General features: G+C 61.6%; 24 protein-coding genes and 1 tRNA gene. 22 read left to right on the forward strand and 3 right to left on the reverse strand.

Features of this window, described 5'->3' with window-relative positions; translation table 11 throughout:
- Window positions 1-63: 63 nt before the first annotated feature.
- From modA to E6P07_RS04175, 3 genes are all read right to left on the reverse strand, one after another.
- Window positions 64-852 carry a molybdate ABC transporter substrate-binding protein gene (gene modA, locus E6P07_RS04165; RefSeq protein ID WP_153974454.1) on the reverse strand — a complete coding sequence of 263 codons (789 nt, stop codon included), beginning with the start codon at window positions 850-852 and terminating at the stop codon, window positions 64-66.
- Between the two features lie 199 nt (window positions 853-1,051).
- A complete protein-coding gene (gene modD, locus E6P07_RS04170; protein WP_153974455.1) occupies window positions 1,052-1,903 on the reverse strand; it encodes a ModD protein in 852 nt (283 codons plus the stop codon).
- 9 nt (window positions 1,904-1,912) lie between these two features.
- Window positions 1,913-2,725 carry a TOBE domain-containing protein gene (locus tag E6P07_RS04175; protein WP_153974456.1) on the reverse strand — a complete coding sequence of 271 codons (813 nt, stop codon included), beginning with the start codon at window positions 2,723-2,725 and terminating at the stop codon, window positions 1,913-1,915.
- A 600-nt stretch (window positions 2,726-3,325) separates the two neighbouring features.
- Between E6P07_RS04175 and E6P07_RS04185 the strand changes: the two genes are divergently transcribed.
- From E6P07_RS04185 to E6P07_RS04285, 22 genes are all read left to right on the forward strand, one after another.
- The gene (locus E6P07_RS04185) at window positions 3,326-3,871 is read left to right on the forward strand and encodes a sigma-70 family RNA polymerase sigma factor (RefSeq protein WP_153974457.1); all 546 of its coding nucleotides are present in this window, start codon (window positions 3,326-3,328) and stop codon (window positions 3,869-3,871) included.
- Window positions 3,872-3,905: 34 nt separating this feature from the next.
- The gene (gene moaA, locus E6P07_RS04190) at window positions 3,906-4,892 is read left to right on the forward strand and encodes a GTP 3',8-cyclase MoaA (RefSeq protein WP_153974458.1); all 987 of its coding nucleotides are present in this window, start codon (window positions 3,906-3,908) and stop codon (window positions 4,890-4,892) included.
- A gap of 110 nt (window positions 4,893-5,002) precedes the next feature.
- Window positions 5,003-5,638, forward strand: a complete 636-nt coding sequence (locus tag E6P07_RS04195) for an FmdE family protein (protein ID WP_153974459.1) — start codon at window positions 5,003-5,005, stop codon at window positions 5,636-5,638.
- Entirely contained in the window at window positions 5,635-6,381 is a 747-nt protein-coding gene (locus E6P07_RS04200; protein ID WP_153974460.1) for a sulfite exporter TauE/SafE family protein, read from the forward strand. The genes E6P07_RS04195 and E6P07_RS04200 overlap by 4 nt, the downstream gene beginning before the upstream one ends.
- Before the next feature lie 27 nt (window positions 6,382-6,408).
- Window positions 6,409-7,383 carry a cation diffusion facilitator family transporter gene (locus E6P07_RS04205; protein WP_153974461.1) on the forward strand — a complete coding sequence of 325 codons (975 nt, stop codon included), beginning with the start codon at window positions 6,409-6,411 and terminating at the stop codon, window positions 7,381-7,383.
- Window positions 7,384-7,618: 235 nt separating this feature from the next.
- Window positions 7,619-8,380 carry a triose-phosphate isomerase gene (gene tpiA / locus E6P07_RS04210; protein ID WP_153974462.1) on the forward strand — a complete coding sequence of 254 codons (762 nt, stop codon included), beginning with the start codon at window positions 7,619-7,621 and terminating at the stop codon, window positions 8,378-8,380.
- A gap of 25 nt (window positions 8,381-8,405) precedes the next feature.
- The gene (gene secG / locus E6P07_RS04215; RefSeq protein ID WP_153974463.1) at window positions 8,406-8,846 is read left to right on the forward strand and encodes a preprotein translocase subunit SecG; all 441 of its coding nucleotides are present in this window, start codon (window positions 8,406-8,408) and stop codon (window positions 8,844-8,846) included.
- Between the two features lie 16 nt (window positions 8,847-8,862).
- A tRNA-Leu gene (locus tag E6P07_RS04220) sits at window positions 8,863-8,947 on the forward strand.
- 178 nt (window positions 8,948-9,125) lie between these two features.
- Entirely contained in the window at window positions 9,126-9,482 is a 357-nt protein-coding gene (locus tag E6P07_RS04225) for an NADH-quinone oxidoreductase subunit A (RefSeq protein ID WP_153974464.1), read from the forward strand.
- A complete protein-coding gene (locus tag E6P07_RS04230; protein WP_012971611.1) occupies window positions 9,473-9,949 on the forward strand; it encodes a NuoB/complex I 20 kDa subunit family protein in 477 nt (158 codons plus the stop codon). Before E6P07_RS04225 ends, E6P07_RS04230 begins: the two co-directional genes overlap by 10 nt.
- Before the next feature lie 18 nt (window positions 9,950-9,967).
- Window positions 9,968-10,675 (forward strand): NADH-quinone oxidoreductase subunit C, encoded by a 708-nt coding sequence (locus E6P07_RS04235; protein ID WP_153974465.1) that lies wholly within the window; start codon window positions 9,968-9,970, stop codon window positions 10,673-10,675.
- A complete protein-coding gene (locus E6P07_RS04240) occupies window positions 10,668-11,924 on the forward strand; it encodes an NADH-quinone oxidoreductase subunit D (protein ID WP_153974466.1) in 1,257 nt (418 codons plus the stop codon). The genes E6P07_RS04235 and E6P07_RS04240 overlap by 8 nt, the downstream gene beginning before the upstream one ends.
- A complete protein-coding gene (gene nuoE, locus E6P07_RS04245; RefSeq protein WP_153974467.1) occupies window positions 11,924-12,451 on the forward strand; it encodes an NADH-quinone oxidoreductase subunit NuoE in 528 nt (175 codons plus the stop codon). Before E6P07_RS04240 ends, nuoE begins: the two co-directional genes overlap by 1 nt.
- Before the next feature lie 4 nt (window positions 12,452-12,455).
- The gene (nuoF, locus tag E6P07_RS04250) at window positions 12,456-13,739 is read left to right on the forward strand and encodes an NADH-quinone oxidoreductase subunit NuoF (protein WP_153974468.1); all 1,284 of its coding nucleotides are present in this window, start codon (window positions 12,456-12,458) and stop codon (window positions 13,737-13,739) included.
- A gap of 425 nt (window positions 13,740-14,164) precedes the next feature.
- Window positions 14,165-14,500 carry a hypothetical protein gene (locus E6P07_RS13580; protein WP_162008603.1) on the forward strand — a complete coding sequence of 112 codons (336 nt, stop codon included), beginning with the start codon at window positions 14,165-14,167 and terminating at the stop codon, window positions 14,498-14,500.
- 411 nt (window positions 14,501-14,911) lie between these two features.
- A complete protein-coding gene (gene nuoG / locus E6P07_RS04255; protein ID WP_153974469.1) occupies window positions 14,912-17,311 on the forward strand; it encodes an NADH-quinone oxidoreductase subunit NuoG in 2,400 nt (799 codons plus the stop codon).
- Window positions 17,312-17,318: 7 nt separating this feature from the next.
- The gene (gene nuoH / locus E6P07_RS04260; protein ID WP_153974470.1) at window positions 17,319-18,353 is read left to right on the forward strand and encodes an NADH-quinone oxidoreductase subunit NuoH; all 1,035 of its coding nucleotides are present in this window, start codon (window positions 17,319-17,321) and stop codon (window positions 18,351-18,353) included.
- 14 nt (window positions 18,354-18,367) lie between these two features.
- Window positions 18,368-18,859, forward strand: coding sequence for an NADH-quinone oxidoreductase subunit NuoI (gene nuoI, locus E6P07_RS04265; RefSeq protein ID WP_153974471.1), 492 nt, complete (start codon window positions 18,368-18,370; stop codon window positions 18,857-18,859).
- Window positions 18,860-18,874: 15 nt separating this feature from the next.
- Window positions 18,875-19,510: an NADH-quinone oxidoreductase subunit J gene (locus E6P07_RS04270; RefSeq protein ID WP_153974472.1), complete on the forward strand. Its 636-nt coding sequence runs from the start codon at window positions 18,875-18,877 to the stop codon at window positions 19,508-19,510.
- The gene (gene nuoK / locus E6P07_RS04275) at window positions 19,510-19,815 is read left to right on the forward strand and encodes an NADH-quinone oxidoreductase subunit NuoK (RefSeq protein ID WP_153974473.1); all 306 of its coding nucleotides are present in this window, start codon (window positions 19,510-19,512) and stop codon (window positions 19,813-19,815) included. Before E6P07_RS04270 ends, nuoK begins: the two co-directional genes overlap by 1 nt.
- Before the next feature lie 3 nt (window positions 19,816-19,818).
- Complete coding sequence (gene nuoL / locus E6P07_RS04280; protein ID WP_153974474.1) at window positions 19,819-21,825, forward strand: NADH-quinone oxidoreductase subunit L; 2,007 nt, start codon at window positions 19,819-19,821, stop codon at window positions 21,823-21,825.
- A 27-nt stretch (window positions 21,826-21,852) separates the two neighbouring features.
- Entirely contained in the window at window positions 21,853-23,427 is a 1,575-nt protein-coding gene (locus tag E6P07_RS04285; RefSeq protein ID WP_153974475.1) for an NADH-quinone oxidoreductase subunit M, read from the forward strand.
- Window positions 23,428-23,458: the final 31 nt, after the last annotated feature.

Below are 23,458 nucleotides of genomic sequence, written 5' to 3' on the forward strand. Positions count from 1 at the left end.
ATGGCGTGTGGCTCGGGTCAGGCGCGCGGTTCGGTGAATTGGGCGGCTGGTGTGGTGACGCCTTTAGTGGCTCGAAGCGGCCGTTTCACCCGGTAGCACGAACCCATAGGCGGTCATCGTGGCGCGCGCGTCCGGGGTTTGCATGTAGTCGGCGAAGGCGCGGGCCAGGGCATTGTGCTCGGCACGCTTGGTGATGATGAAGGCTTGTTCCAGGGGTTCATGCAGGGTGTCGGGAATCAGCCAATAGCCCCCCTTCCTGGCCAGCTCGGGATTGAGGGCGAAGGACAGCGAGATGATGCCAACCTGGGCATTGCCGCTCTGCACGAATTGCGACACCTGAATCATGTCCTCGCCCAGCACCAGCTTTGGCTGGAGCCTCTCCCACAGCCCGGAGGCGCGCAGCGCCTCCTCGGCGCGTCGCCCGTAAGGGGCATGCTGGGGATTGGCGATGGCAATGCGGGTGATGGCAGGATCGGTGAGACTCTGAAGCGTCATCTGGCTAGCGTCCAAATCCGTGCTCCAGAGCACGATCCGACCGATGGCGTAGGGTGTGATCGTGGAGCCGGCCAGGCCCTTGTTCTCCAACTCGTGCGGAAAGGCGATGTCGGCGGAAAAATAGAGATCGTAGGGCGCACCCTGCTGAATCTGGGTGAAAAACTTTCCGGCCGAGCCGTAGATCACCGTGATCTCATCCGTCGGGTGGGTCTTCTTGAACGCGGTCACGATCTCGTCCATGGCGAATTTGAGATCCGCTGCGGCAGCGATGGTGATCTTTTCGGCCTGAGCCGACCACGAAAACAGGGCCATGGTCAGGGCCAGACTCAGAACAGGAACGCTTGGAAGAAGGCGCATGGGGTGACTCCAGTGTGAGTTAGGCGGCGATGTGACGATCAATCGTTATATCAAAAAAAATATAACGATAAGCAAAAGGCAAAACACATACCATATTCTTGCTATTCAGTAGATTAAGCTGTTTGCGGTCGGATTGCTGGTAGCAAAACCGACAACGAGCGCGTGTTTTGCTACCAGCGACCGCATCGGCTCATCGCACTCAAGCCGGTACGAAGCGCACCTGTACGTCGCGTGGCGGGGCCTGATGCGGGGCACTGGTGACCAGCAGACGCGCCCCGGCGCGGGCATAGTCCTCGGCATTGCCGGCATGGATCCCGCCGGCGGCGGCGATCAGCGGGGTCGCCGCGCAGTTGTTCAGTGCGGCGACGGTCTCGGCCACGGCGGCCGGCGTGAATTTCTCTAGTTGCAGCACATCGGCTCCGGCCCAGGCCAGCGCCTGGTCTCGGCTGTGAACCTCAACCACGATCGGCTGTTTGGGACAGTGCCGCCGTACTCGGGTCAAGGTGGTCGCGGGGGTTTCGTCACCAAGAAACTGACGATGCTCGGCAAAGATCAGCACGCTTTCCGACAGGCCGCAGCGATGCATTACCGCCCCGCCGGCACGAAACGCCTTGACCGCCAGCCGCCGCACACCGGGGACATTTTTGCGGGTGCCGGCGACCCTGGCATCCGGATGACCGCGCCGCGCGGCGGCCTGAATCTCAGCCGCACAACTGGCCACCCCCGAGCACCATTCAAGCAGGGTCTGTGCGGTTTTCCAGACCCGATGCAGCACCTCTGCCGTGCCTTCGGCTTCGAGCAACAGGGTGTCGGGTGGAGCGAACTGACCGGAAGCGACGTGCAATTCAGCACGAGCGCCGCTCAGCTCGCAGAGTCGGTAAGCCTCCTCGGTGCCGCAAACGGTCATTGGATCGCGAGCGAAAAAGCGGATGCACCCTGCCCGCGCCCCGATCGCGAGTGCCTCGGTGGTGAGATCGCCATAGGGCGCATCCTCGGCCAGCAACTGCCACAGAGCGCCATCATCCAGAACACCGTCGGGGGAGGTTTGCATGGTTATAACTCAGTCCTTCACGGCCAGGATGACATGCGACGCCTTGATCAGTGCGCAGGCACGCCGGCCCACAGCCAACCCCAGATTCGTGACGCTCTCGTTGGTGATCATGGCCGTCAGGCGCGTCCCGCCGTCGAGCGCCAGGACGACCTCAGTGTTGACCGCGCCCGTGACGATACGCTCGACGACTCCACACAGCCGGTTGCGCGCCGAGGTCTTGAGTCCGCCGTCCTCGGTAGCCAGGATGACGAATGACGCCTTGATGAGGGCAAAGGCCTCAGTGCCGACCGTGAGACCCAGCGCAGCAACACTGTCATTGGTGATGATGGCGACCAAGGGGGCGCCGTTGATATCGAGCCTGACCTCGGTGTTGACCGCGCCGGGGGTGATCGCGGACACGACGCCGCGCAGATGATTACGGGTGCTGACTTTCATGCTCATGACTCCAAGTAACGTTTGAAAATGATCGAAATCCTGCACGCTCCGACTCAGGCGTTCGAGAAAACGGCGGTGCTCCGTCTCTGCTGCCTCGTAAACCGCGATCAGGCGTCGTCCCTCCTCGGTGAGCTCGGTCCCGCCGCCATGCCGTCCGCCGACCTGACGCCGCACCAGCGGCTCGGGTGAGAGATTGTTCATGGCATCGACCGCGTCCCAGGCCTGTTTGTAGGACAGGCCCAGTGACTTGGCCGCGCGCGCGATCGAACCGGTCTCATTGATCCGGCGCAATAGGTCGATACGGCCATGACCGGCGAAGCGCTGTCGGTTCAGCTCCAGTCGCAGCGCGCTGCTGGTTTCCAGACATTGTTCGAGACGGCGCGTCATGGTAATCGCTCCCTAAATCGGCTGCCCTGCTTATTTAAGGTGGCCCAAAAGACCATCGGGCAAAAAGGCTGCAACACGCCTCGAGCGGTCTTCCTGGAAGGTATGAGCGATAGAACAATTTCAAACCCTGGCCCTATAAAGGTGGATCTCGGCAAAGCGGGTCGGTGGATCTGTAGGAGCGCCTTGAGGCGCGATCGCAGCGCCCCTCCCCGCCTCAACCGCCAAGATCGCGGCTAAAGCCGCTCCTACGGGATGCGTTGGCGGGGTAGGAGCGCCGTAAGGCGCGATCCACATCTTTAATTTAGGGCCGCGTTGATTTAAAAGACCACACCATCGCACGGATCTGGGTCCCATGAGCAAGAGCGGGCATAATCTGATCTGGATCGACCTGGAGATGACCGGGCTGGACCCCGACCATGATTCGATCCTGATGGAGGCTGACCATCGTGCGTGAAGTGTTCAAATATCAACGAATGCGCAATGAAATGCGGTTTCAAGGGGGGCTTTATAAGCGCTAAACATTAGGGTTGGCGTTGCCGGACAACCCTGGATTATAAAGACATGCTCCAAGCCCGCACTCTCGGACAACCAGATTCCACCATGCACCGCACGCCGCCCTGCCTTCTGAACGCCTGGTCGCGTCATGCGCCCGAGCTGAAACGCTATCTCGATCATCGTCTGGGCGATGTCGATGAGGCGGCGGATCTGCTCCAGGACGCCTTCATCAAGGCGCTGCGCCTGGGTCGGGGATTCTGCGGGGTTCGGAATCCGCGTGCCTGGCTGTTCCAGGTGGTGCGCAACACCCTGACCGATCGTCTGCGCGCGCAACGCGAACACCTACCGCTCAGCGAGGATCTCCCCGCACCCTCTAACACACCCCTGTCGCCGCTGGATCGACTCACGGAGTGTCTGCCGCGCGTGCTCGCCGAGCTGTCCGAGGCCGACCGGCTGGCGCTGACGCTCTGCGACATCGAGGGCCAACCCCAGCAGGCCCTTGCCGACCGGCTCGGCCTGTCGCTGCCTGGCGCCAAGTCGCGCCTCCAGCGTGCCCGGACACGCTTGCAACGACGGCTGATCGAGGTCTGTCAGGTGCGTTTCGACGAACAGGGTCATGTCTGCTGTTTCACGCCACGCGATATCGAGTGACAGTCAAAACCATAAGTCATGAGGACACCCGAGGATGAGTCACGCCCCCTTGACCGACCCCTTCGGTCGCTGCATCGACTATCTACGTCTCTCGGTCACGGATCGCTGTGACCTGCGCTGCGGATACTGTCTTCCCAAGGGCTTCAAGGGCTTCGAGGAACAGGCACACTGGCTGACCTTCGACGAGATCGAGCGTGTGGTCGCGGCCTTCACGGCGCTGGGCGTGCGTCGGGTGCGTCTGACCGGCGGTGAACCGCTGATGCGGCGCGGCCTGACCGAGCTGGCCGCACGTCTGTCGGCCCTGCCCGGTCTCGACGATCTCTCGCTGTCGAGCAATGCCACCCGATTGGAGTTGCTCGCCGCGCCGCTGGCGCGCGCCGGGGTGCGGCGGCTCAATGTCAGTCTCGACAGTCTGAATCCGGAGGTCTTCCGCCAGATCACGGGCGGCGATCTCAAGCGGGTGCTGGGCGGCATCGCGGCGGCGCGAGAGGCCGGCATGGACCCGATCCGGGTCAATACGGTGGTCATGCGCGGCGTCAACGACGCCGAGATCGAGGATCTCCTCGATTACTGTGCGAGGCATGGGTTCACCCTGCGTCTGATCGAGACCATGCCGATGGGCGCCACCGGGCGGGCCGCCGCGAGCACCTTCGGCGACCTGGAACCGATCAAGCAGCGTCTGGAGCAGCGTTTCGAGCTGATCCCGGACATCCTGCCCGGCGGCGGTCCTGCCCGTTATTACCGGGTTGCCGGAACCGACACCCGGCTTGGCTTCATCACGCCCATTTCGCAGCACTTCTGCGCCACCTGCAATCGGGTGCGTCTGAGCGTCGACGGCACGCTCTATCTGTGTCTGGGCCAGGACCACAGCTATCCGCTGCGCGATCTGCTGCGTGCCGGGATCGGTGCGGACGAACTCCAGGCGCATCTGCGTCAAGCGATGGCCCTGAAGCCCGAGCGCCATGCGTTCAACGAGCGCCCTGGGCAGGTGGTGCGCTTCATGTCGATGACTGGGGGCTGACCAACTGGCGGTGACGGCGATGAGGTGCATCCTTTTGCCGTCGTCCGCGTCTTCCTGCATGTCGGGGGCCATTCGGCCTCTTTCGCCAACACACACCAGGATTCCGGCACATGATCAAAGCCAACGATTTCTATGAGCACGGCCTTGCTCTGCACGGCCATAAATGTCCGGCGATGCCGATGGGACTGCGCGTTGGCGCGGCGGCGCTCAACGCGCTCGGCGTCGAGCGCGCTGCCGACGGTCAACTCCTGGCCCTGCTGGAACTGGGCGAGGACCATTGCGCCACATGCTTTGCCGATGGCGTCCAGATGGTCACCGGCTGCACCTTCGGTAAGGGCAACATCAAGAAGTTGCACTACGGCAAATGGGGTGTGACCTTGATCGAAGTCGCCAGCGGGCGAGCCGTGCGGGTCACACCGAAGGCCGAGGCGATGCTGGCCAACAAGCAGACCGCGTTCTTCAAGGACTATCGAGAGAAAGGCATCCCGGCCTCGAAAGTCCCCCTGGAGATCGTCCAGCCGCTGGTCGATCGGGTCATGAGCGCCCCGGATGAGCAGCTCCTCACGGTTGGTCCGATCTTCGAGCATCCGATCGAACATCATGCGCACTCCTTCGCCGGGTTGGTGTGCGAAATCTGCGGCGAGATGGTGGTCGAAGGCTACGCGCGCCTGGTCGGCGAGCAGCGGGTCTGCATCCCCTGTCGTGAGCGGATCACCGGAATCCGCGAGCCGCGGTCGGCCGCATGACTCTCCTCGTTCTCACCGCCCTGATCACGCTCGCCCTGACCACGCTGTTCAGCATGGCCGGGGTGGGGGCGGCGCTGATCCTGATCCCGGTCTTCCTCGCCTTCGGCATCGAGCTGCATACCGCCATGGCCATCGCACTGCTGCTCAATGCGCTTGGGATGACGGTCGCCTCCATCACCTTCATGCGCAAGGGTTTGGTCGAATGGCGGCTGGTCGCGCCCATCCTGGTGCTGGCGGTCGCTTTGTCGCCCGTGGGCGTCTCGACCGCCCACGGACTCGACCGGACGCCGTTGCTGTGGCTGTTCGTGGTCTTTCTGGTCTTCGCCGCCGGCATGATGCTGTTCTACCGGCCCAAGCCGCGTTCGAGCCGAGCCTCCACGGGCGCCACCCTGGCGTTGGGGCTACCGGTCGGCGGCGCGGCGGGCTTCATCGGCGGGCTGCTCGGCGTCGGCGGCGGCAACATCATCGTGCCGGCGCTGGTGGCGTCCGGGCTGGAACCCAAGCGCGCCTCGGCCAGCGCGTCCTTCGTCGTGATCTTCGCCTCGATGAGCGGCTTCCTGGCGCATGTCCAGGTCGCACGCATCGACCCCGCCCTGCTCGGCGTCACGGCTGTCGCGACCCTGGCCGGGGCGGCACTCGGTGCCTGGCTGGCCGCCGAGCGTCTCAGCGCCCATTCGCTGAAGCGCCTCATCGCCTTGGTGCTGCTCGCTGTTGCGATCAAGACCGCCTGGGGGCTGTTGTAACCAAACGCTGCCGCGCGTGATCCTGCCATGATCCATGACCATCCCCATGCGCATCCTGCCAGCGCCGACAGCGACCGTATGCTGATGCTGGCGACGGCCTTGACACTGGGCTTTGCCGGCATCGAGGCCGCCGTGGGACTGTGGGCCGGATCGCTCGCCCTGGTGGCAGATGCCGGGCACATGGTCAATGATGCCGCCGCGCTGGCCTTGGCGGCTGGCGCGGCCTGGTTGGCAAGACGCGGGGCCTCGGCGCGACACAGCTATGGTTTGGGACGCGCCGAGTTCCTCGCCGCCCTGATCAATAGCGCCGCACTGTTGGCACTGGTCGTCTGGCTGGTGATCTCGGCGATCACGCGTCTGCACACGTCCCAAGCGGTGCAGGGCGTGGCTGTTTCCCTGACCGCCGCGTTGGGTCTGGCACTCAATCTGGCGGTGGCCTGGATGCTGACGCGCGGTGAGGAGACGCTCAATACCCGTGCGGCCCTGCTGCATGTCTTGGGCGATCTGCTCGGCTCGATGGCCGCACTCTCATCGGGCCTCATCATTGCCGTCAGCGGCTGGACCCCCATCGATCCGCTGCTGTCGCTGGCCATCGGCGCGCTCATCCTGGTCTCCAGTCTGCGCCTGCTGCGCGAATCCGTTCATGGCCTGATGGAAGGCGTCCCGCTGCATCTCGATCTGGCGCGTGTCGGTCAGGCCCTGGCAGCCGTGCCGGGCGTCGCCTCGGTCCATGATCTGCATATCTGGGCGGTACGCTCCGACCTGCCAGTGCTGACGGCCCATCTGGTGGTCCCTGATTTGGCCGCCTGGGAAGAGATCCTGGAACAGAGTCACGCCCTTTTGAGGCATGACTTCGGTATTACCCATGTCACCCTGCAACCCGAACCCATGACGCGCCGGGTCCGGTGGGGCGCCCCTTCGCCCCTTGGCGCTCATGGCGCAACGGCCGCCACACCTGCCGAACGCTCAAGCCGAGCTTGTCCCCCACCTGCCGCTGGCTAAGCACCCCATCCAGCACGTGCTGGACCCCTCTAGCCGCTCGATACTTCCTGGCCGCTCATCTCGATCCGCCTTTCCATAATCCTCTGCTTGAACGCAAAGCGGGCATTTTAACCTGCTAGGGGCAGACATTGCTCATTTGCCCCTACAGGGCCCTTGCGGAACGCGCGAAAGTGTCTATAATCGCTGGCTCGCCTTGAGCGAGTTCGCCTTGAGCAGAACAGGGAGCCGTATCGTCATGCGCCAGCCTCTGATCGCAGGTAACTGGAAGATGAACAACACCCGTGCCGGCGCCGAATCGCTGATCCAGGGTGTCATCGAAGGTTCGACTGGAATGACGAAGACCGAAATAGCGGTTTGCGTACCCTTCGTCTTTCTAGAGCTCGGGCAGCGTTTGCTGTCCGGAACCCCCATCCGTCTCGGGGCGCAGAACGTCAGCACCGAGGCGAGCGGCGCCTATACGGGCGAGATCTCGGCTGCGATGCTGCGCGAGTTCGGATGCCGTTATGTGATCTGCGGACACTCCGAGCGTCGCCAATACTATGGCGAGACCGATGCCGTGGTGGCTAAAAAGCTGGCGATGGTTGTGTCTTCTGGCATGACGCCCATTCTCTGTGTTGGCGAGACGCTCGAACAACGTGAGCAAGGGGTCACGGAGACCGTGATCGCGCGACAGATCGACGCGATCATCGAGGCCAACGGCATTGACTCCATTGGTCAAATCGAGATCGCCTATGAGCCGGTCTGGGCGATCGGGACTGGAAAGACGGCCACGCCCGAACAGGCACAAGAGGTCCATGCCTTTATCCGTCGCCGTATCGCTGCGCATGGAGGCGCAATCGCCGAAAAGATGCGAATCCTCTACGGCGGCAGTGTAAAGCCGTCGAACGCCGCTGACTTGCTGGCGATGCCAGACATCGACGGTGGCTTGATCGGCGGCGCCTCGTTGGTGGCCGAGGAATTTCTGGCGATCTGCCGGGCAGGAGAGATGGCGGCGTGAGACGCTTTGTTCAATTGAGTAGCGCATGCAAACGATTCTGACAGTCCTCCAAGTCTTTTTGTCGCTTGGTCTGATCGGTCTGGTACTGATCCAGCACGGGAGGGGCGCAGACGCGGGTGCAGCCTTCGGCAGTGGTGCCTCGGCGACCGTTTTTGGTGCCCAAGGCTCGGGTTCGTTTTTGACGCGGCTCACGGCCATCCTGGCTACGCTATTTTTTCTGACCAGTATGGCGCTGGCCTATTATGCGGCTCAGGCGAGTAAGCCGACTGGATTGATGGATAAAATCGGTGAGGCGGTTGTTGTCCCGAATGCAGCGGTTGACTCAGCGACAATGTCTCCGAACTCGGATGTCCCCCCGATTCCGGGGGCCGCCCTATCGAGTGAATCAGCTGTATCTGATATACCTATGGCTCCGGTGCAGAAGGCGCCGCAGCAAACAGAAGCTAAGTTCGATGCCAACGAGTGATTGAGCGAAAGCCCTAGCCGACGTGGTGAAATTGGTAGACACGCTATCTTGAGGGGGTAGTGGCGCAAGCCGTGCCAGTTCGAGTCTGGCCGTCGGCACCAATAACAAACGGCATACCATAGTTTAAGTGGTATGCCGTTTTTTTGTGGCATGGTTTTCTGCCTAACAGTTTGAAAAAACAATAATTTGAATTGATGCTCGGGTTGACATCGCGCTAACCCCTGCACTAGACTCCCGATTCGGCCGCAGCATTAAAAAAATGACTAGAGAGAGGACAGAGTGCTCGACAACTATCTGCCGATCCTGATCTTCATTCTGGTCGGGATACTAGTTGGCGCGGGACCGCTGGTCATGGGCTATCTGCTTGGTCCACGGCGTCCCGATAGCGAAAAGGATTCCCCCTACGAATGCGGCTTCGAGGCGTTCGAGAGCGCCCGCATGAAATTCGACGTCCGGTACTATCTAGTCGCTATCCTGTTCATCATCTTCGATCTGGAGATCGCGTTCCTGTTTCCCTGGGCCGTTGCGCTCGGTGAGCTGGGCCTCTTCGCCTTCTGGGCCATGGTCGTGTTTCTCGGGATCCTGGTCGTTGGCTTCATCTATGAGTGGAAGAAGGGGGCCCTGGAATGGGAATAGAAGGCTTGCTTGAAGAAGGCGTCGTCACCACGACCGCCGACAAGCTGATCAACTGGGCGCGTACCGGCTCGCTCTGGCCCATGACCTTCGGGCTGGCTTGTTGCGCGATCGAGATGATGCACGCCGGTGCCGCGCGTTATGATCTCGACCGCTTCGGCATCATCTTCCGCCCGAGCCCGCGTCAGTCGGATGTCATGATCGTGGCCGGGACCCTCGTCAACAAGATGGCGCCGGCGTTGCGCAAGGTCTATGACCAGATGGCTGAGCCGCGTTGGGTCATCTCCATGGGGTCCTGTGCCAACGGCGGTGGTTACTATCACTATTCCTATTCGGTAGTGCGCGGCTGCGATCGCATCGTCCCAGTCGATGTCTATGTCCCTGGCTGTCCTCCGACGGCTGAGGCACTGCTCTACGGCATCCTGCAATTGCAGGAGAAGATCCGCCGCACCAATACCATTGCCCGCTAAAGTCCTGGTTCAGAGACCATGGTGACACAGATCCTGACCCGCAACGCCAGGCTGGATACGCTTGCCGCCTCCATTCGTGCGCACTTTGCCGAACCGGGCTTCGAGCTGATCGATGCGTTCGGCGAGCTGACCCTGATTGCGCCCGCGGAGCGTCTGCTCGATACGGCCCAGATGCTGCGAGATCACGACGACTTCCGCTTCGAGCAGCTGATCGATCTCTGTGGCGTCGACTACGCCGTCTATGGCCAGTCGGAATGGGAGACCGAGGAGGCATCGAGCATAGGCTTCGGGCGCGGCGTTAAGCCTGGGCTTGGGATCACGGTGGATGATCCCAAGCGGTTCGCGGTGGTGGTCCATCTGCTGTCGCTCACGCACAACTGGCGCTTGCGGGTGCGCGTCCATGTCAGCGCAGCCGAGCCGATCCTCGACTCAATGGTTTCAGTCTGGGACTCGGCCAACTGGTTCGAGCGCGAGGCCTTCGATCTCTTCGGCATCCTGTTTCGTGGGCATCCGGATCTGCGCCGTATCCTCACCGATTATGGCTTCATCGGCCATCCATTCCGTAAAGACTTCCCGCTCAGTGGTCAGGTCGAGATGCGCTACGACCCCGAGCGCAAGCGCGTCGTCTATGAGCCGGTCTCCATCGAGCCGCGCGTGCTGGTGCCGCGCGTGATCCGTGAGGACAGCCGCTACCTTGGTTCCGGCGAGGAGGGCCGTCATGCCTGAGATCCGCAACTACACCCTGAACTTTGGTCCCCAGCATCCCTCGGCGCACGGCGTGCTGCGTCTGGTGCTCGAGATGGACGGCGAGGTCATCGAGCGTGCCGATCCGCACATCGGTCTCTTGCATCGCGGCACCGAGAAGCTGGCCGAGTATAAGCCCTATAACCAATCCATCGGTTATATGGATCGCCTGGACTATGTGTCCATGATGTGCAACGAACACGGCTATGTGCGCGCGATCGAAAAGCTGCTCGGCGTCCAGGTCCCGGAGCGTGCGCAGTACATCCGCACGATGTTCGATGAGATCACCCGGATCCTGAATCACCTGATGTGGCTCGGGGCGCACGCCCTCGACATCGGTGCCATGAGCGTCTTCCTCTACTGCTTCCGCGAGCGCGAGGATCTGATGGACTGCTATGAGGCGGTCTCTGGGGCGCGCATGCACGCGACCTATTATCGTCCGGGTGGCGTGCATCGCGATCTGCCGGACCGGATGCCGCGCTATGAGGGTCAGTCCAAGTGGCACAGCGCGCGCGAGATCGCCCAGCGTAACGCCGCACGGGAGGGATCGTTGCTCGATTTTATCCAGGACTTCACCGAGCGCTTCCCCGGCCATGTCGATGAATACGAGACCCTGCTGACTGACAATCGCATCTGGAAGCAGCGTACCGTGGGGATCGGTGTGGTGTCACCGGAGCGGGCGTTGCAGCTCGGCTTCACCGGCCCCATGCTGCGCGGCTCGGGCATCGCCTGGGATCTGCGCAAAAAGCAGCCCTACGCGGCCTATGATCAGGTCGATTTCGACATTCCAGTCGGCGTGAACGGCGACTGCTACGACCGCTATCTGGTGCGTATCGAGGAGATGCGTCAGTCCAACCGCATCATCCGCCAATGTGTTGACTGGCTGCGCGCCCATCCGGGTCCGGTCGCCATCGATGATCACAAGATCGTTCCGCCCAAGCGCGCTGAGGTCAAGGAGAACATGGAGGCCTTGATCCATCACTTTAAGCTCTTTACCGAGGGCTATTGTCCGCCACCGGGCGAGGTCTATGCCGCCGTCGAAGCACCCAAGGGCGAGTTCGGCTGCTACATCGTCTCGGATGGTGCCAACAAGCCCTATCGGCTGAAGGTGCGCGCGCCCGGTTTCGCGCATCTGGCGGCGCTGGACGAGATGTCCAGGGGTCATATGTTGGCCGATGTGGTGGCCATCATTGGTACGCTGGATATCGTGTTTGGTGAGATCGACCGCTGATGAGCTTTCGTAACGCCCCTCTGACTGTTGTGCATAACGTGAACAAATCCGCCCTGTTCACGCCCGAGATCCGCGCGGCCATCGATGCGCATATCGCCAAGTATCCGCCCGAGTGGAAGCAGTCGGCGGTGATGCCGGCGCTGACGATCGTCCAGGACGCCAACGGCGGCTGGCTGACGACCGAGTTGATGGATGACGTGGCAGCCTACCTCGATATGCCAGCGGTCTCAGTCTATGAGGTCGCGACCTTCTATGGCATGTATGACCTCACGCCACAGGGCCGGCACAAGGTCTGTATCTGCAACAGCATCTCCTGCATGCTCAATGGGTCGGAGGAGCTCATCGCCCATGTCGAGCACAGGTACGGCGTCAAGCCCGGCGAGACCACGCCCGATGGGCGGTTCACGCTCAAGGAGGTCGAATGTCTGGGGGCCTGTCGCGATGCGCCGGTGGTGCTGCTCGACAAGGTCTATCACGAGAAGCTGACGCCCGAGTCGCTCGACAAGCTGATCGAAGGATTGGAGTAGGGGCATGGTCGAACGTCAGAACACTGTTTGCTTCCGCAATCAACATCTCGATCCTGCGATCCGCCACACCCTGGCCGCCTATCGTGATCTCGGTGGCTATGCGCAGTGGGAGCGTATCCTGCGCGAGCGCCCTGACCCGTCCACTCTGATCGAGGAGGTCAAGCGCTCGGCTTTGCGAGGACGCGGGGGGGCAGGCTTCCCGACCGGGCTGAAGTGGAGCTTCATGCCGCGCAATGCGCCGGGGCAGAAATATATCGTCTGCAATTCCGACGAAGGCGAGCCGGGCACCTGTAAGGATCGCGATATCCTTCGCTATAACCCGCATCAATTGATCGAGGGGATGGCGATCGCCGGCTACTGCATCGGCGCGACCGTGGGCTACAACTATATCCGCGGTGAGTTCTATGAACCGATCGCGCGCTTCGAGGAGGCGCTGCGCGAGGCCTATGCCGCCGGTCTGCTCGGGCGCAATATCCAGGGTTCGGGGATCGATTTCGAGCTCTATACCCATCATGGTGCGGGGGCCTATATCTGCGGCGAGGAGACGGCCTTGCTCGAATCCATCGAGGGCAAGAAGGGTCAGCCGCGGTTCAAACCGCCGTTTCCGGCCCAGTGCGGTCTCTATGGCCGACCGACGACGATCAACAATACCGAGTCGCTGGCCTCGATCCCGGTGATCCTCGAAAAGGGTGGGCAGTGGTTCCTGGAGCAGGGTCGTCCGAACAATGGCGGACCCAAGCTGTTTTCGGTCACGGGTCACGTCAATAACCCCAACAATTTCGAGGTGCCGCTGGGGACGCCGTTTCGTACCCTGCTGGAGATGGCGGGGGGCGTCAAGGATGGGCGCAAGTTGAAGGCGGTGATTCCAGGTGGGTCCTCGGTGCCCGTGGTGCCGGGTGAGATCATGATGGAGGTCGATATGGACTATGACTCCATCGCCAGGGCCGGATCGATGCTTGGTTCGGGGGCGGTCATCGTCATCGCCGAGGGGACCTGCATGGTCAAGGTGCTCTACAACCTGTCGAACTTCTACATGCATGAGTCCTGTGGTCAGTGCACGCCCTGTCGCGAGGGCACCGGCTGGCTGGCGCGGGTCATCAAGCGCATCCTTGATGGCCAGGGGCGCCCCGAGGATCTGGACCTGCTCGACAGCGTCGCCGGACGCATCGGCGGCAAGACCATCTGCGCGCTGGGCGATGCGGCGGCGATGCCAGTGCAGAGTTTCCTCAAGCATTATCGGCATGAGTTTGCATACATGATCGAGCATGGGCGGAGTTTGGCGGCTTGATTCAGGCTTGCACTGTTCGGAAAGTGAATCTTTTGGCAAGATGGATTTTTTCAGGTGTTCTTGGGTTTAGATAGCAATCAGTCTAGACGACGAAGATTCAGAGCATGTTGCATGAGTTATTGGACAGTTAAAGCTCTGTTCAATCAATAACCAATGGCTGCGCGCATACAAAAGTAGAGCATTAACTGCGTCCAAGCGCATTTGGTGTTTACTGTAATCCACTATATTTATTCACAGCGTCATTCATTGCACATTCTCGTTCTCAGGCTGACCAAGATACCGTATCAATGATGTCTGTCTAAAACCTTTTGGTGCTTGCTCTTCGCTAAAAGACCATGCTAGCAAACGCTTTTAGAGTGATACTATTCCAGTAAATTTTGCTTGCCGTCTCTGCGTCCTTCAAGCGACATTGAGATGCAATGAGCATGGAACAATTCTTTTCATATCAGTTTCAGTCCGAGTCTACTACCCTGTTTATCTTTTGGGGCATGACGATAATGGGTTCTGGTCTTGGATTCATGTTTTGGCTAGACTTTTTTCGGCGCTCTTCGAGCGCATGGCGCATGGCCGCTGCCACCGTTCTGTTATCTGGGGCGTCACTTGGAGGCTTCTTCGGATACCTATCAGCACAGCCCGAGTACTTCAAGAGGCTCAGTGCAAATGATGAGCGAATACGTCTTGAGTACTACCTGTTGCATAAGCAAGTTTTTCTTCGCTGGGAGGACATCCAAAGCATTTTTTTCATGCGAACCGCTTGGTGATTATTAGAGGGGAGCCAATGGTAATATATAGAAGTCTTGTGGTCTACCATAGAGATCAAAAGCAATTACTAAGCTCGCTCGAGATCATGATGCCTAAGAGTGAGTCTTAGGCTCATTGCGCTATTGTCAGTTGATTCGATTGTGCCTAAATTATTTGCTTTAATACGATTATCGTTTAGATCCAAGTTTTTGGATTTATTCTTAAACTTATTGGTAATTTAGCTTCCTGTATTACCGTGAAAGCAAGCCAAGAAAATGGTGCATCGAATAAAGTGCCGTCATTATTTAATGTCATTTTTAAATCGTTCCGCTTAGGAACAAATTGCAAAAACCCTACCGGTGAAAATCCGGTAACCATTCAAAAATAATTCCGCCCCTAGATAGGGCCGGGTTTCAACCGGAAAGGTTTTGATGACGGACAAGATCAACATCGAGATCGATGGCCGCGTCTGCGAGGCGGTGCCAGGCGAGATGATCATCACGGTCGCCGATCGTGAGGGCATTGCGATCCCCAGGTTCTGCTATCACAAAAAACTCTCCATCGCGGCCAACTGCCGGATGTGCCTGGTCGAGGCCGAGCAGGGGGGGCGTCCCTTCCCCAAACCGGTTCCGGCCTGCGCGACCCCAGTCGGCGAGGGACTGAAGGTCTGGACCCGTTCGCCCAAGGCGATCGAGGCCCAGCGCGCCACCATGGAGTTCCTGCTCATCAACCATCCGCTCGACTGTCCGATCTGCGATCAGGGCGGCGAATGCGAGTTGCAGGACCTGGCCATGGGCTATGGCAGCGATGTCTCGCGTTTTTCCGAACGCAAGCGCGTGGTGCTGGACGAGGATCTGGGTCCGCTGATCGCCACCGACATGACGCGCTGCATCCATTGCACCCGCTGCGTGCGTTTCTGTGCCGAGATCGCCGGGGTGCGCGAGCTGGGCGCGACCGGACGCGGCGAAGACATGCGCATCGGGACCTTCGTCGCCCACGTGGTCACGCACGAGCTCTCGGGCAATGTCATCGACCTCTGTCCGGTCGGGGCCCTGACCTCCAAGCCCTATCGCTTCACCGCCCGGCCTTGGGAGCTGATTGCGCGCGATGGCATCGCGCCCCACGACGGACTCGGCTCCAACCTCCAGCTCCATGTGCGGCGTGGTCAGGTGATGCGTGTGCATCCCAAGGACAACGAGGCGATCAACGAGACCTGGATCTCGGATCGCGATCGTTTCAGTTATGCCGGTCTCAATGGCGCGGATCGTCTGAAGACGCCCCTGATCAAGCGCGAGGGTGAATGGCATCAGGTCGAATGGACCGAGGCCCTGACCCAGGTCGCAGAGCGGCTCAAGTCGGTGAATGGCACCGACCAGGGCTGGCTGATGGCGCCCAATGCGACGCTCGAGGAACTCTATCTGGCGGCCCGGATCGCACGCGCTCTGGGGTGCGACAACATTGATCATCGTCTGCGTCAGCAGGATTTCCGCGCCGATGCCGCCGATCCGCTGTTCCCCTGGCTGGGGCTGCCGATCGCCGAACTGTCGCGACAGAAGGCGATCCTGCTGATCGGCTCACACATCCGCCAGGAACAGCCGCTGCTTGCACACCGTATCCGTCAGGCGGCATTGAATGGGGCCGAGGTTCTGGGCCTCAATCCGCTCCGGTTGGAGCTCAACCATCGCGCCAGCCAGATCCAGAGCGCCCCGGCGCGGATGGTCTCGGATCTCGCCGCCATTGCCAGGGCGCTTGTGGCGCGCGGTTCGGGTATTCTGGCCGATCTGATCGGCGCGAGCGAACCGACCGCCGTGCATGAGTCCTTTGCCCAGGCGTTGCAGCAGGCACAGGGGCAGGGGGTGGTGCTGCTCGGCGCCCTGGCCTGCGCCCACCCCGATTACAGCCTGCTCAAGGCGCTGGCGGGCCTGATCGCGGAGGCCGCCGGTGTGCGTCTCGGGTATCTGCCGGCGGCGGCCAATAGCATCGGCGCACATCTGGCCGGCGCCCATCCAGCGATCCTGCCGGGCGCCCATCCGGCCCCAACGCCTGGACTGGCCGTTGGGGCCATGCTCGAAAAGCCACTCGGCGCCCTGGTGCTCTGGGGGCTGGAGCCGGATCGCGACCTGATCGACCCGGCCCGCGCCCTGGCTGCCTGTGAACAGGCCGAGTTCGTCGTCGCCTGCTCGGCCTTCGACTCGCCGTCACTGCGCGCAGCGGCCGATGTGCTGCTGCCGATCGGCGCCTTCGCCGAGATCTCCGGCACCTTCGTCAACGCCGGCGGCACCTGGCAGTCGTTCCAGGGGGCGGTGCCGCCCCCAGGCGAGGCGCGTCCGGGTTGGAAGGTGCTGCGCGTCCTCGGCAACTTGCTGGATCTGTCCGGCTTTGACTATCGCGATGGTCTTGAGGTGCGCGAGGAGCTGGCCGCGCTCTGTACCGCAGCCATACCCGACAACACCCCGCGCGCGCTGCAGGTCGTCTCGGCCCCAAGGCTCGTCCCTGGCTCAGGTCTGAGCCGCGTCGGCACCGTGCCCTGCTATGCGCTCGACCCGCTGGTGCGTCGTGCACCGGCACTCGCCCGGATGCCCGGTGCCGAGTTCGCCGTCTGGCTGCACCCGGATCAGGCTGCCGAACTGGGTCTGGCCGATGGCGATCGGGTACGCATCACCCAGGGCGAGGCCGAGGCCGAGGCGCCGCTCCTTTTGGATCCCGGGATCGCGGTCGGCGCGGCGCTCATCCCTGCCGCCGTCCCGGGGAGCGAAGGGCTGGGTCCCATGATCGGGCCAGTTGAACTCGAATGTCTCAGTGGCCGCACGGCCTCCGGAGCGAGAGGATGATGCCGTCATGATCGAACCGTGGAACAGCCTGCCGCTCTTGATCCAGATCCTGCTCAAGATCGCCGCTATCGTCGTGCCGCTGCTCGGATTGGTGGCCTACTACACCTACGCCGAGCGCAAGGTCATTGGCTATATGCAGGTGCGCATCGGACCCAATCGGGTCGGCTGGCGGGGGCTCCTCCAGCCGATCGCCGATGCGGTCAAGCTGCTGATGAAGGAGATCGTCATCCCTACCCGTGCGGACAAGACGCTCTTCCTGCTCGCGCCCATGATCGCCATCGTCCCGGCACTCGCGGTCTGGGCGGTCTTTCCATTTGACGAAGGGCTGGTGTTGGCCGATATCAACGCCGGTCTGCTCTATATCCTCGCGCTCAGCTCGCTCGGGGTCTATGGCATTATCATCGCCGGCTGGGCCTCGAACTCGAAGTACGCCTTGCTCGGCGCCATGCGCTCGGCGGCCCAGATGGTCGCCTATGAGATCGCGATGGGCTTTGCCCTGGTCGGGGTGCTGGTCGCCGCCGGGAGCCTCAATCTAGGCGACATCGTCGCCGCGCAGCGGGGCAGTCTCCTGACCTGGTTCTGGCTGCCGCTGTTGCCGCTGTTCGGGGTCTATCTGATCTCGGGCGTGGCCGAGACCAACCGCGCGCCCTTCGACGTGGCCGAGGGCGAGTCCGAGATCGTCGCCGGTTTCCATGTCGAGTATTCGGGCATGGCCTTCGCCGTGTTCTTCCTCGCCGAGTACGCCAACATGGTGCTGATCTCGGCCTTGACCGCGCTCATGTTCCTGGGCGGCTGGCTCTCGCCGCTGCCGGCGGACTGGGCCGAGGGCCGCTGGCTGCTCGGTGACGGTTTCCACTGGCTGCTCGCCAAGACCTTTGTCTTCATGTTCCTGTTCCTGTGGCTGCGGGCGACCTTCCCGCGCTACCGCTACGACCAGATCATGCGTCTGGGCTGGAAGGTCTTCATCCCGATCACGCTCGTCTGGATCCTAGTCGTGGCGCTCGCGGTGGTCTATCGGCTGCCGCCCTGGTGGTCGGCATGATCTGGAGGCCCGAGATGTTGCAAGCCGCGCGCGACTATCTGCGCAGTCTGACCCTGTCTGAGCTCTTCAAGGGGCTGTCGGTGACGGGTCGGTACTTCTTCAAGCGCAAGTTCACCGTCCAGTATCCGGAAGAAAAGGCGCCGATCTCGCCGCGCTTCCGCGGACTCCATGCCCTGCGCCGCTACCCGAACGGCGAGGAACGCTGCATCGCCTGCAAGCTGTGCGAAGCGGTCTGTCCGGCGCTGGCCATCACCATCGAATGCGAACCGCGCGAAGACGGCTCGCGCCGCACCACGCGCTACGAGATCGATCTGTTCAAGTGCATCTACTGCGGCTTCTGTGAGGAGTCCTGCCCGGTTGACTCCATCGTCGAGACCGGCATCTACGAATATCACTTCGAGACGCGCGGCGAGCACATCCTAACCAAGGAGCGGCTGCTCGAGATCGGTGACAGATACGAGGCCGAGATCGCCGCCGCACGCGCGGCCGATGCGCCCTATCGTTGAGCGGGATGACACCTCATGGCTGAAAAATTGATCTTCTATGTCTTGGCGGTCATCACGCTCTGGGCGGGGGTGATGATCATCACGCGCAAAAACCCAGTGCATTCGGTGCTCTTCTTGGTGCTGGCGTTCGTGACGAGCGCCGGACTCTGGATACTGCTGGAGGCCGAATTCCTCGGCATCGTGCTGGTCTTGGTCTATGTCGGCGCGGTGATGGTGCTGTTTCTGTTCGTGGTCATGATGCTCGACATCGATCTGGCGACTCTCCGCGCTGGCTTCGTGCGGAACCTGCCGCTGGCGGGTCTGATCGCGGCGATCATGGCCGTCGAGATCCTGCTCATCGTCGGATCGGGCAATTTTGGGCTAGACGTCTTCCCCAAGCCCGAGCCGCTAAGGGCCGAGGTCAGCAATACCCGTGAGCTGGGGTTGTTGATCTATACCGTCTATCTCTATCCGGTCGAGATCGCCGCTGTGATCCTGCTGTTGGCCATCGTCGCCGCCATCCGGCTCACGCTGCGCCGGCGTCCCGACAACAAATATGTCGATCCGACCCAGCAGGTGCGGGTGCGCAAGGGTCCGGACCGGGTGCGGCTGGTCAGGGTGACCCCGGAGGATGGACTGCGGATCCTGGCCAATGAGAAGAGGGAGGGCTGATGGTCGCGCTATCTGACTACCTGATCCTGGGCGGACTGCTGTTCGCCATTGCCGTGGCTGGGATCTTTCTCAACCGCAAGAACCTGATCCTGCTGTTGATGTGTGTCGAGCTGATGTTGCTCGCGGTGAACATGAACTTCGTCGCCTTCTCGCATTTTCTGGGCGACCTGACGGGGCAGGTCTTCGTCTTCTTCATCCTCACCGTGGCGGCGGCTGAGGCCGCCATCGGACTGGCCATCCTGGTGGTGCTGTTCCGCAACCGCCGCACCATCAACGTTGAGGATCTCGACGCGCTCAAGGGTTAAACGATGGAAAATGTCTATCTGACCATTGTGCTCGCACCGTTGATCGGCGCCATCGTCGCCGGCTTCTTTGGGGGGCGGATCGGACGTCGGGGCGCCCATCGCGCGAGCATCGCGGGCGTGGCCGTCTCTACCGGGCTGTCGCTGTGGGTGCTCGCGCGCTTCATCTGGTGCGAGGCTGACGTCTTCAACGGCCCGGTCTATACCTGGCTGGTCTCGGACGGGATGCGCTTCGAGGTCGGTTTCCTGATCGACAAGCTGACAGCGGTGATGATGGCCACCGTGAGCTTCGTCTCGCTCATGGTACACATCTATACCATCGGCTATATGGCCGACGACGAGCACAACTGGCCGCACGGGGCGCTCTCGGGCAAGAACAGCTATCAGCGCTTCTTCAGCTATATCTCGCTCTTTACCTTTTCGATGCTGATGCTGGTGATGGCAAACAACTTCATGCAGCTGTTCTTCGGCTGGGAGGCGGTGGGCCTGGTGTCTTATCTGCTGATCGGGTTCTGGTCGACACGCGAGACGGCGGTCTTTGCCAACCTCAAGGCATTCATCGTCAACCGCGTCGGCGATTTTGGCTTCATCCTCGGCATCGCCGCCGTGGCCATGTACTTCGGGACACTCGACTATGCCGAGGTGTTCACCCAGGCACCTGCACACGCCGACACCCAGGTCGATCTTTTCGGCGGCGTGTCCCTGATGACCCTGATCTGTATCCTGCTCTTCATCGGCGCCATGGGCAAATCGGCCCAGATGCCGCTGCATGTCTGGCTGCCGGACTCGATGGAGGGCCCGACCCCGATCTCGGCCCTGATCCATGCTGCGACCATGGTGACGGCGGGCGTGTTCATGGTGGCGCGCATGTCGCCGCTCTATGAGCTGTCCGAGACGGCGCTGAGCTTCATCCTCATCGTCGGCGCGACCACGGCGTTCTTCATGGGCCTGGTCGGTCTGGTCCAGAACGACATCAAGCGCGTGGTCGCCTATTCGACCCTGTCGCAGCTTGGCTACATGGTGACGGCGCTCGGCGCCTCGGCCTATGCGGCGGGCATCTTCCATCTGATGACCCATGCCTTCTTCAAGGCGCTGCTGTTTTTGGCCGCCGGCTCGGTCATCATCGCCCTGCACCATCGGCAAGACATCCGCTCCATGGGCGGTCTGCGCCGGTATATGCCCATCACCTGGCTCACGGCACTGATCGGCTCGCTGGCGTTGATCGGCTTCCCCGGCCTCTCGGGCTTTTTCTCGAAGGACGCCATCCTCGAGGCGGTCGGACATTCCGAACTCTTCGGTTCTGGCTATGCCTCGCTGCTCTTGACGGCGGGCGTCTTCGTCACCACGCTCTACAGCTTCCGCCTGTACTTTCTGGTCTTCCATGGCTGCGAGCGTATGGACGAGCACACCCGGCATCATCTGCACGAATCGCCCTGGGTGGTGACGATGCCTTTGGTGCTGCTGGCGATTCCGTCGCTCTTCATCGGTTGGTATGCCGTCGAGCCGCTCCTGATCGGCGACTGGTGGACCACGGGTGACTGGAGTCCGATCGTCGTCGCCCATGACCACGATACGCTCCATCCTCTGCGCGAGCACTGGCATGGTCCGGCGGCCTTCGTCGAGCACGGGATGCACGCCTTGCCCTTCTATCTGGCGATGGCCGGTCTGGCGCTGGCGGCGCTCATTTGGTGGGTGCTCCATGCCTGGAATCCGCGCATCGACGAGCGCGTCCAGGCGCTTGGTGGGCCGGTGACGCGGGTGCTCCAGGACAAGTACGGTTTTGACGACTTCAACCAGCGCGTCTTTGCCGGCGGCAGTCTCGATCTGGGCCGCGCGCTCTGGATCATGGGTGATCGTACCGTTATCGATGGCGCCATGGTCAACGGCTCGGCGCGTACCGTCGGGCGCCTGGCCCAGCAGTTCCGCCAGCTCCAGACCGGCTATCTCTACCACTACGCTATGGCGATGATCGTTGGGCTGGTTGGCCTCTTGACGGTCTTCGCGATGCTCTGACGCCGATTAAGGGAGAAGACCCTCGTCATGAACGCCTTACCCTTACTCACGCTGACCATCTGGTTGCCGATCATCGGCGGATTGGTGGTGCTGGCGAGCGGCGATCAGGAAAAGACGTTGTCCAAATGGACGGCGCTGGCCTTCGCGGTGCTGACCTTCGTGGTCAGTCTGGGACTGTGGACCGGCTTCGACCCGACCACCGCCGAGATGCAGTTCGTCGAACGCGCGTCCTGGATCCCGAGCTTCAATGTCGAATACTTCCTGGGCGTCGATGGTCTGTCGATGCCGCTGATCGTGCTGACGACCTTCATCACGATCTTCGTGGTCATCGCCGGCTGGGAGGTCATCGAGTACAAGCCGACCCAGTATCTGGCGGCCTTCCTGATCATGGAGGGCCTCATGGTCGGCGTCTTTGCGGCGCTCGATGCGGTGCTGTTCTATGTGTTCTGGGAGGCGATGCTGATCCCGATGTTCATCATCATCGGGGTCTGGGGCGGGCCAAACCGGGTCTATGCGACCATCAAGTTCTTCCTCTACACCTTCCTCGGGTCGGTGTTCATGCTGGTCGCGCTGATCTACCTGTATCTTCAGTCGGGCAGTTTCAGCATCCTGGATTTCCACGTGCTCGAACTGGGCATGACGGCGCAGACGCTGATCTTTATCGCCTTCCTCCTGGCGTTTGCGGTCAAGGTGCCGATGTTTCCGGTGCATACCTGGCTCCCCGATGCGCACGTTGAGGCCCCGACTGGTGGCTCGGTGATCCTGGCGGCGATCATGCTCAAGATCGGCGGATATGGCTTCCTGCGCTTCTCGCTGCCGATCACGCCGGATGCGAGCGCGGATCTGGCCTGGGTCATTATTGCGCTGTCGCTGATCGCGATCATTTATATCGGTTTTGTGGCGCTGGTGCAGCAGGACATGAAGAAGCTCATCGCCTATTCGTCGATTGCCCACATGGGGTTTGTGACCCTGGGCTTTTTCATCGTCTTTACGCTGGCGTTCAATCCGAGTGTGACGGGCGGGGCGGTGATGGGCATCGAGGGTGGCATGGTGCAGATGATCTCGCATGGGTTCATCTCGGGGGCGCTTTTCCTCTGTGTCGGGGTGCTCTATGACCGGGTCCATTCGCGTGAGATTGCGGATTATGGCGGTGTCATCAATACCATGCCCTGGTTTGGTGCGTTTATGGTCTATTTCGCGATGGCCAATGCCGGACTGCCGGGGACCTCGGGCTTTGTCGGGGAGTTCATGGTGATCCTGGCGACCTTCAAGGCGAGTTTTTGGTGGGCGCTGCTCGCGGCGACGACGCTGATCCTGGCGGCGGCCTTTACGCTCTGGATGGTCAAGCGGGTCGTCTTCGGCGAGGTCAAGAACGAGAAGGTCGCGGCCTTGGCGGATCTGGATGTGCGCGAGCGGATCAATCTGGGGGCGCTGGCGGCGGTGGTGTTGCTGTTTGGGCTGTGGCCCGCGCCGCTGGTCAACGTCATGCATGTGACGGTCGAGAATCTGGTCGCGCAGGTCGGCGTTTGTAAGCTGCCTGAGGCGGAGCGTGGGGGGTGTGTCCTAGCCCAGCCCCAGACCGTCGCCAGCCTGGCGCACTGATCCAGCCTGAATAACTGAACAACGGATTTGG

Source organism: Thermochromatium tepidum ATCC 43061 (assembly GCF_009664085.1).
Classification (GTDB): domain Bacteria; phylum Pseudomonadota; class Gammaproteobacteria; order Chromatiales; family Chromatiaceae; genus Thermochromatium; species Thermochromatium tepidum.

Bases quoted from the DNA above. Each gene is read 5' to 3' on its own strand.
- modA (WP_153974454.1), bottom strand. From the start codon at position 852: ATGCGCCTTCTTCCAAGCGTTCCTGTTCTGAGTCTGGCCCTGACCATG.
- E6P07_RS04205 (WP_153974461.1), top strand. From the start codon at position 6,409: ATGATCCATGACCATCCCCATGCGCATCCTGCCAGCGCCGACAGCGAC.
- E6P07_RS04270 (WP_153974472.1), top strand. From the start codon at position 18,875: ATGGCTGAAAAATTGATCTTCTATGTCTTGGCGGTCATCACGCTCTGG.
- E6P07_RS04285 (WP_153974475.1), top strand. From the start codon at position 21,853: ATGAACGCCTTACCCTTACTCACGCTGACCATCTGGTTGCCGATCATC.
- modD (WP_153974455.1), bottom strand. From the start codon at position 1,903: ATGCAAACCTCCCCCGACGGTGTTCTGGATGATGGCGCTCTGTGGCAG.
- E6P07_RS04195 (WP_153974459.1), top strand. From the start codon at position 5,003: ATGATCAAAGCCAACGATTTCTATGAGCACGGCCTTGCTCTGCACGGC.
- E6P07_RS04185 (WP_153974457.1), top strand. From the start codon at position 3,326: ATGCACCGCACGCCGCCCTGCCTTCTGAACGCCTGGTCGCGTCATGCG.
- E6P07_RS04175 (WP_153974456.1), bottom strand. From the start codon at position 2,725: ATGACGCGCCGTCTCGAACAATGTCTGGAAACCAGCAGCGCGCTGCGA.
- E6P07_RS04240 (WP_153974466.1), top strand. From the start codon at position 10,668: ATGCCTGAGATCCGCAACTACACCCTGAACTTTGGTCCCCAGCATCCC.
- nuoK (WP_153974473.1), top strand. From the start codon at position 19,510: ATGGTCGCGCTATCTGACTACCTGATCCTGGGCGGACTGCTGTTCGCC.
- tpiA (WP_153974462.1), top strand. From the start codon at position 7,619: ATGCGCCAGCCTCTGATCGCAGGTAACTGGAAGATGAACAACACCCGT.
- nuoI (WP_153974471.1), top strand. From the start codon at position 18,368: ATGTTGCAAGCCGCGCGCGACTATCTGCGCAGTCTGACCCTGTCTGAG.
- nuoF (WP_153974468.1), top strand. From the start codon at position 12,456: ATGGTCGAACGTCAGAACACTGTTTGCTTCCGCAATCAACATCTCGAT.
- nuoH (WP_153974470.1), top strand. From the start codon at position 17,319: ATGATCGAACCGTGGAACAGCCTGCCGCTCTTGATCCAGATCCTGCTC.
- E6P07_RS13580 (WP_162008603.1), top strand. From the start codon at position 14,165: ATGGAACAATTCTTTTCATATCAGTTTCAGTCCGAGTCTACTACCCTG.
- E6P07_RS04230 (WP_012971611.1), top strand. From the start codon at position 9,473: ATGGGAATAGAAGGCTTGCTTGAAGAAGGCGTCGTCACCACGACCGCC.
- E6P07_RS04235 (WP_153974465.1), top strand. From the start codon at position 9,968: ATGGTGACACAGATCCTGACCCGCAACGCCAGGCTGGATACGCTTGCC.
- E6P07_RS04200 (WP_153974460.1), top strand. From the start codon at position 5,635: ATGACTCTCCTCGTTCTCACCGCCCTGATCACGCTCGCCCTGACCACG.
- nuoE (WP_153974467.1), top strand. From the start codon at position 11,924: ATGAGCTTTCGTAACGCCCCTCTGACTGTTGTGCATAACGTGAACAAA.
- moaA (WP_153974458.1), top strand. From the start codon at position 3,906: ATGAGTCACGCCCCCTTGACCGACCCCTTCGGTCGCTGCATCGACTAT.
- nuoG (WP_153974469.1), top strand. From the start codon at position 14,912: ATGACGGACAAGATCAACATCGAGATCGATGGCCGCGTCTGCGAGGCG.
- nuoL (WP_153974474.1), top strand. From the start codon at position 19,819: ATGGAAAATGTCTATCTGACCATTGTGCTCGCACCGTTGATCGGCGCC.
- secG (WP_153974463.1), top strand. From the start codon at position 8,406: ATGCAAACGATTCTGACAGTCCTCCAAGTCTTTTTGTCGCTTGGTCTG.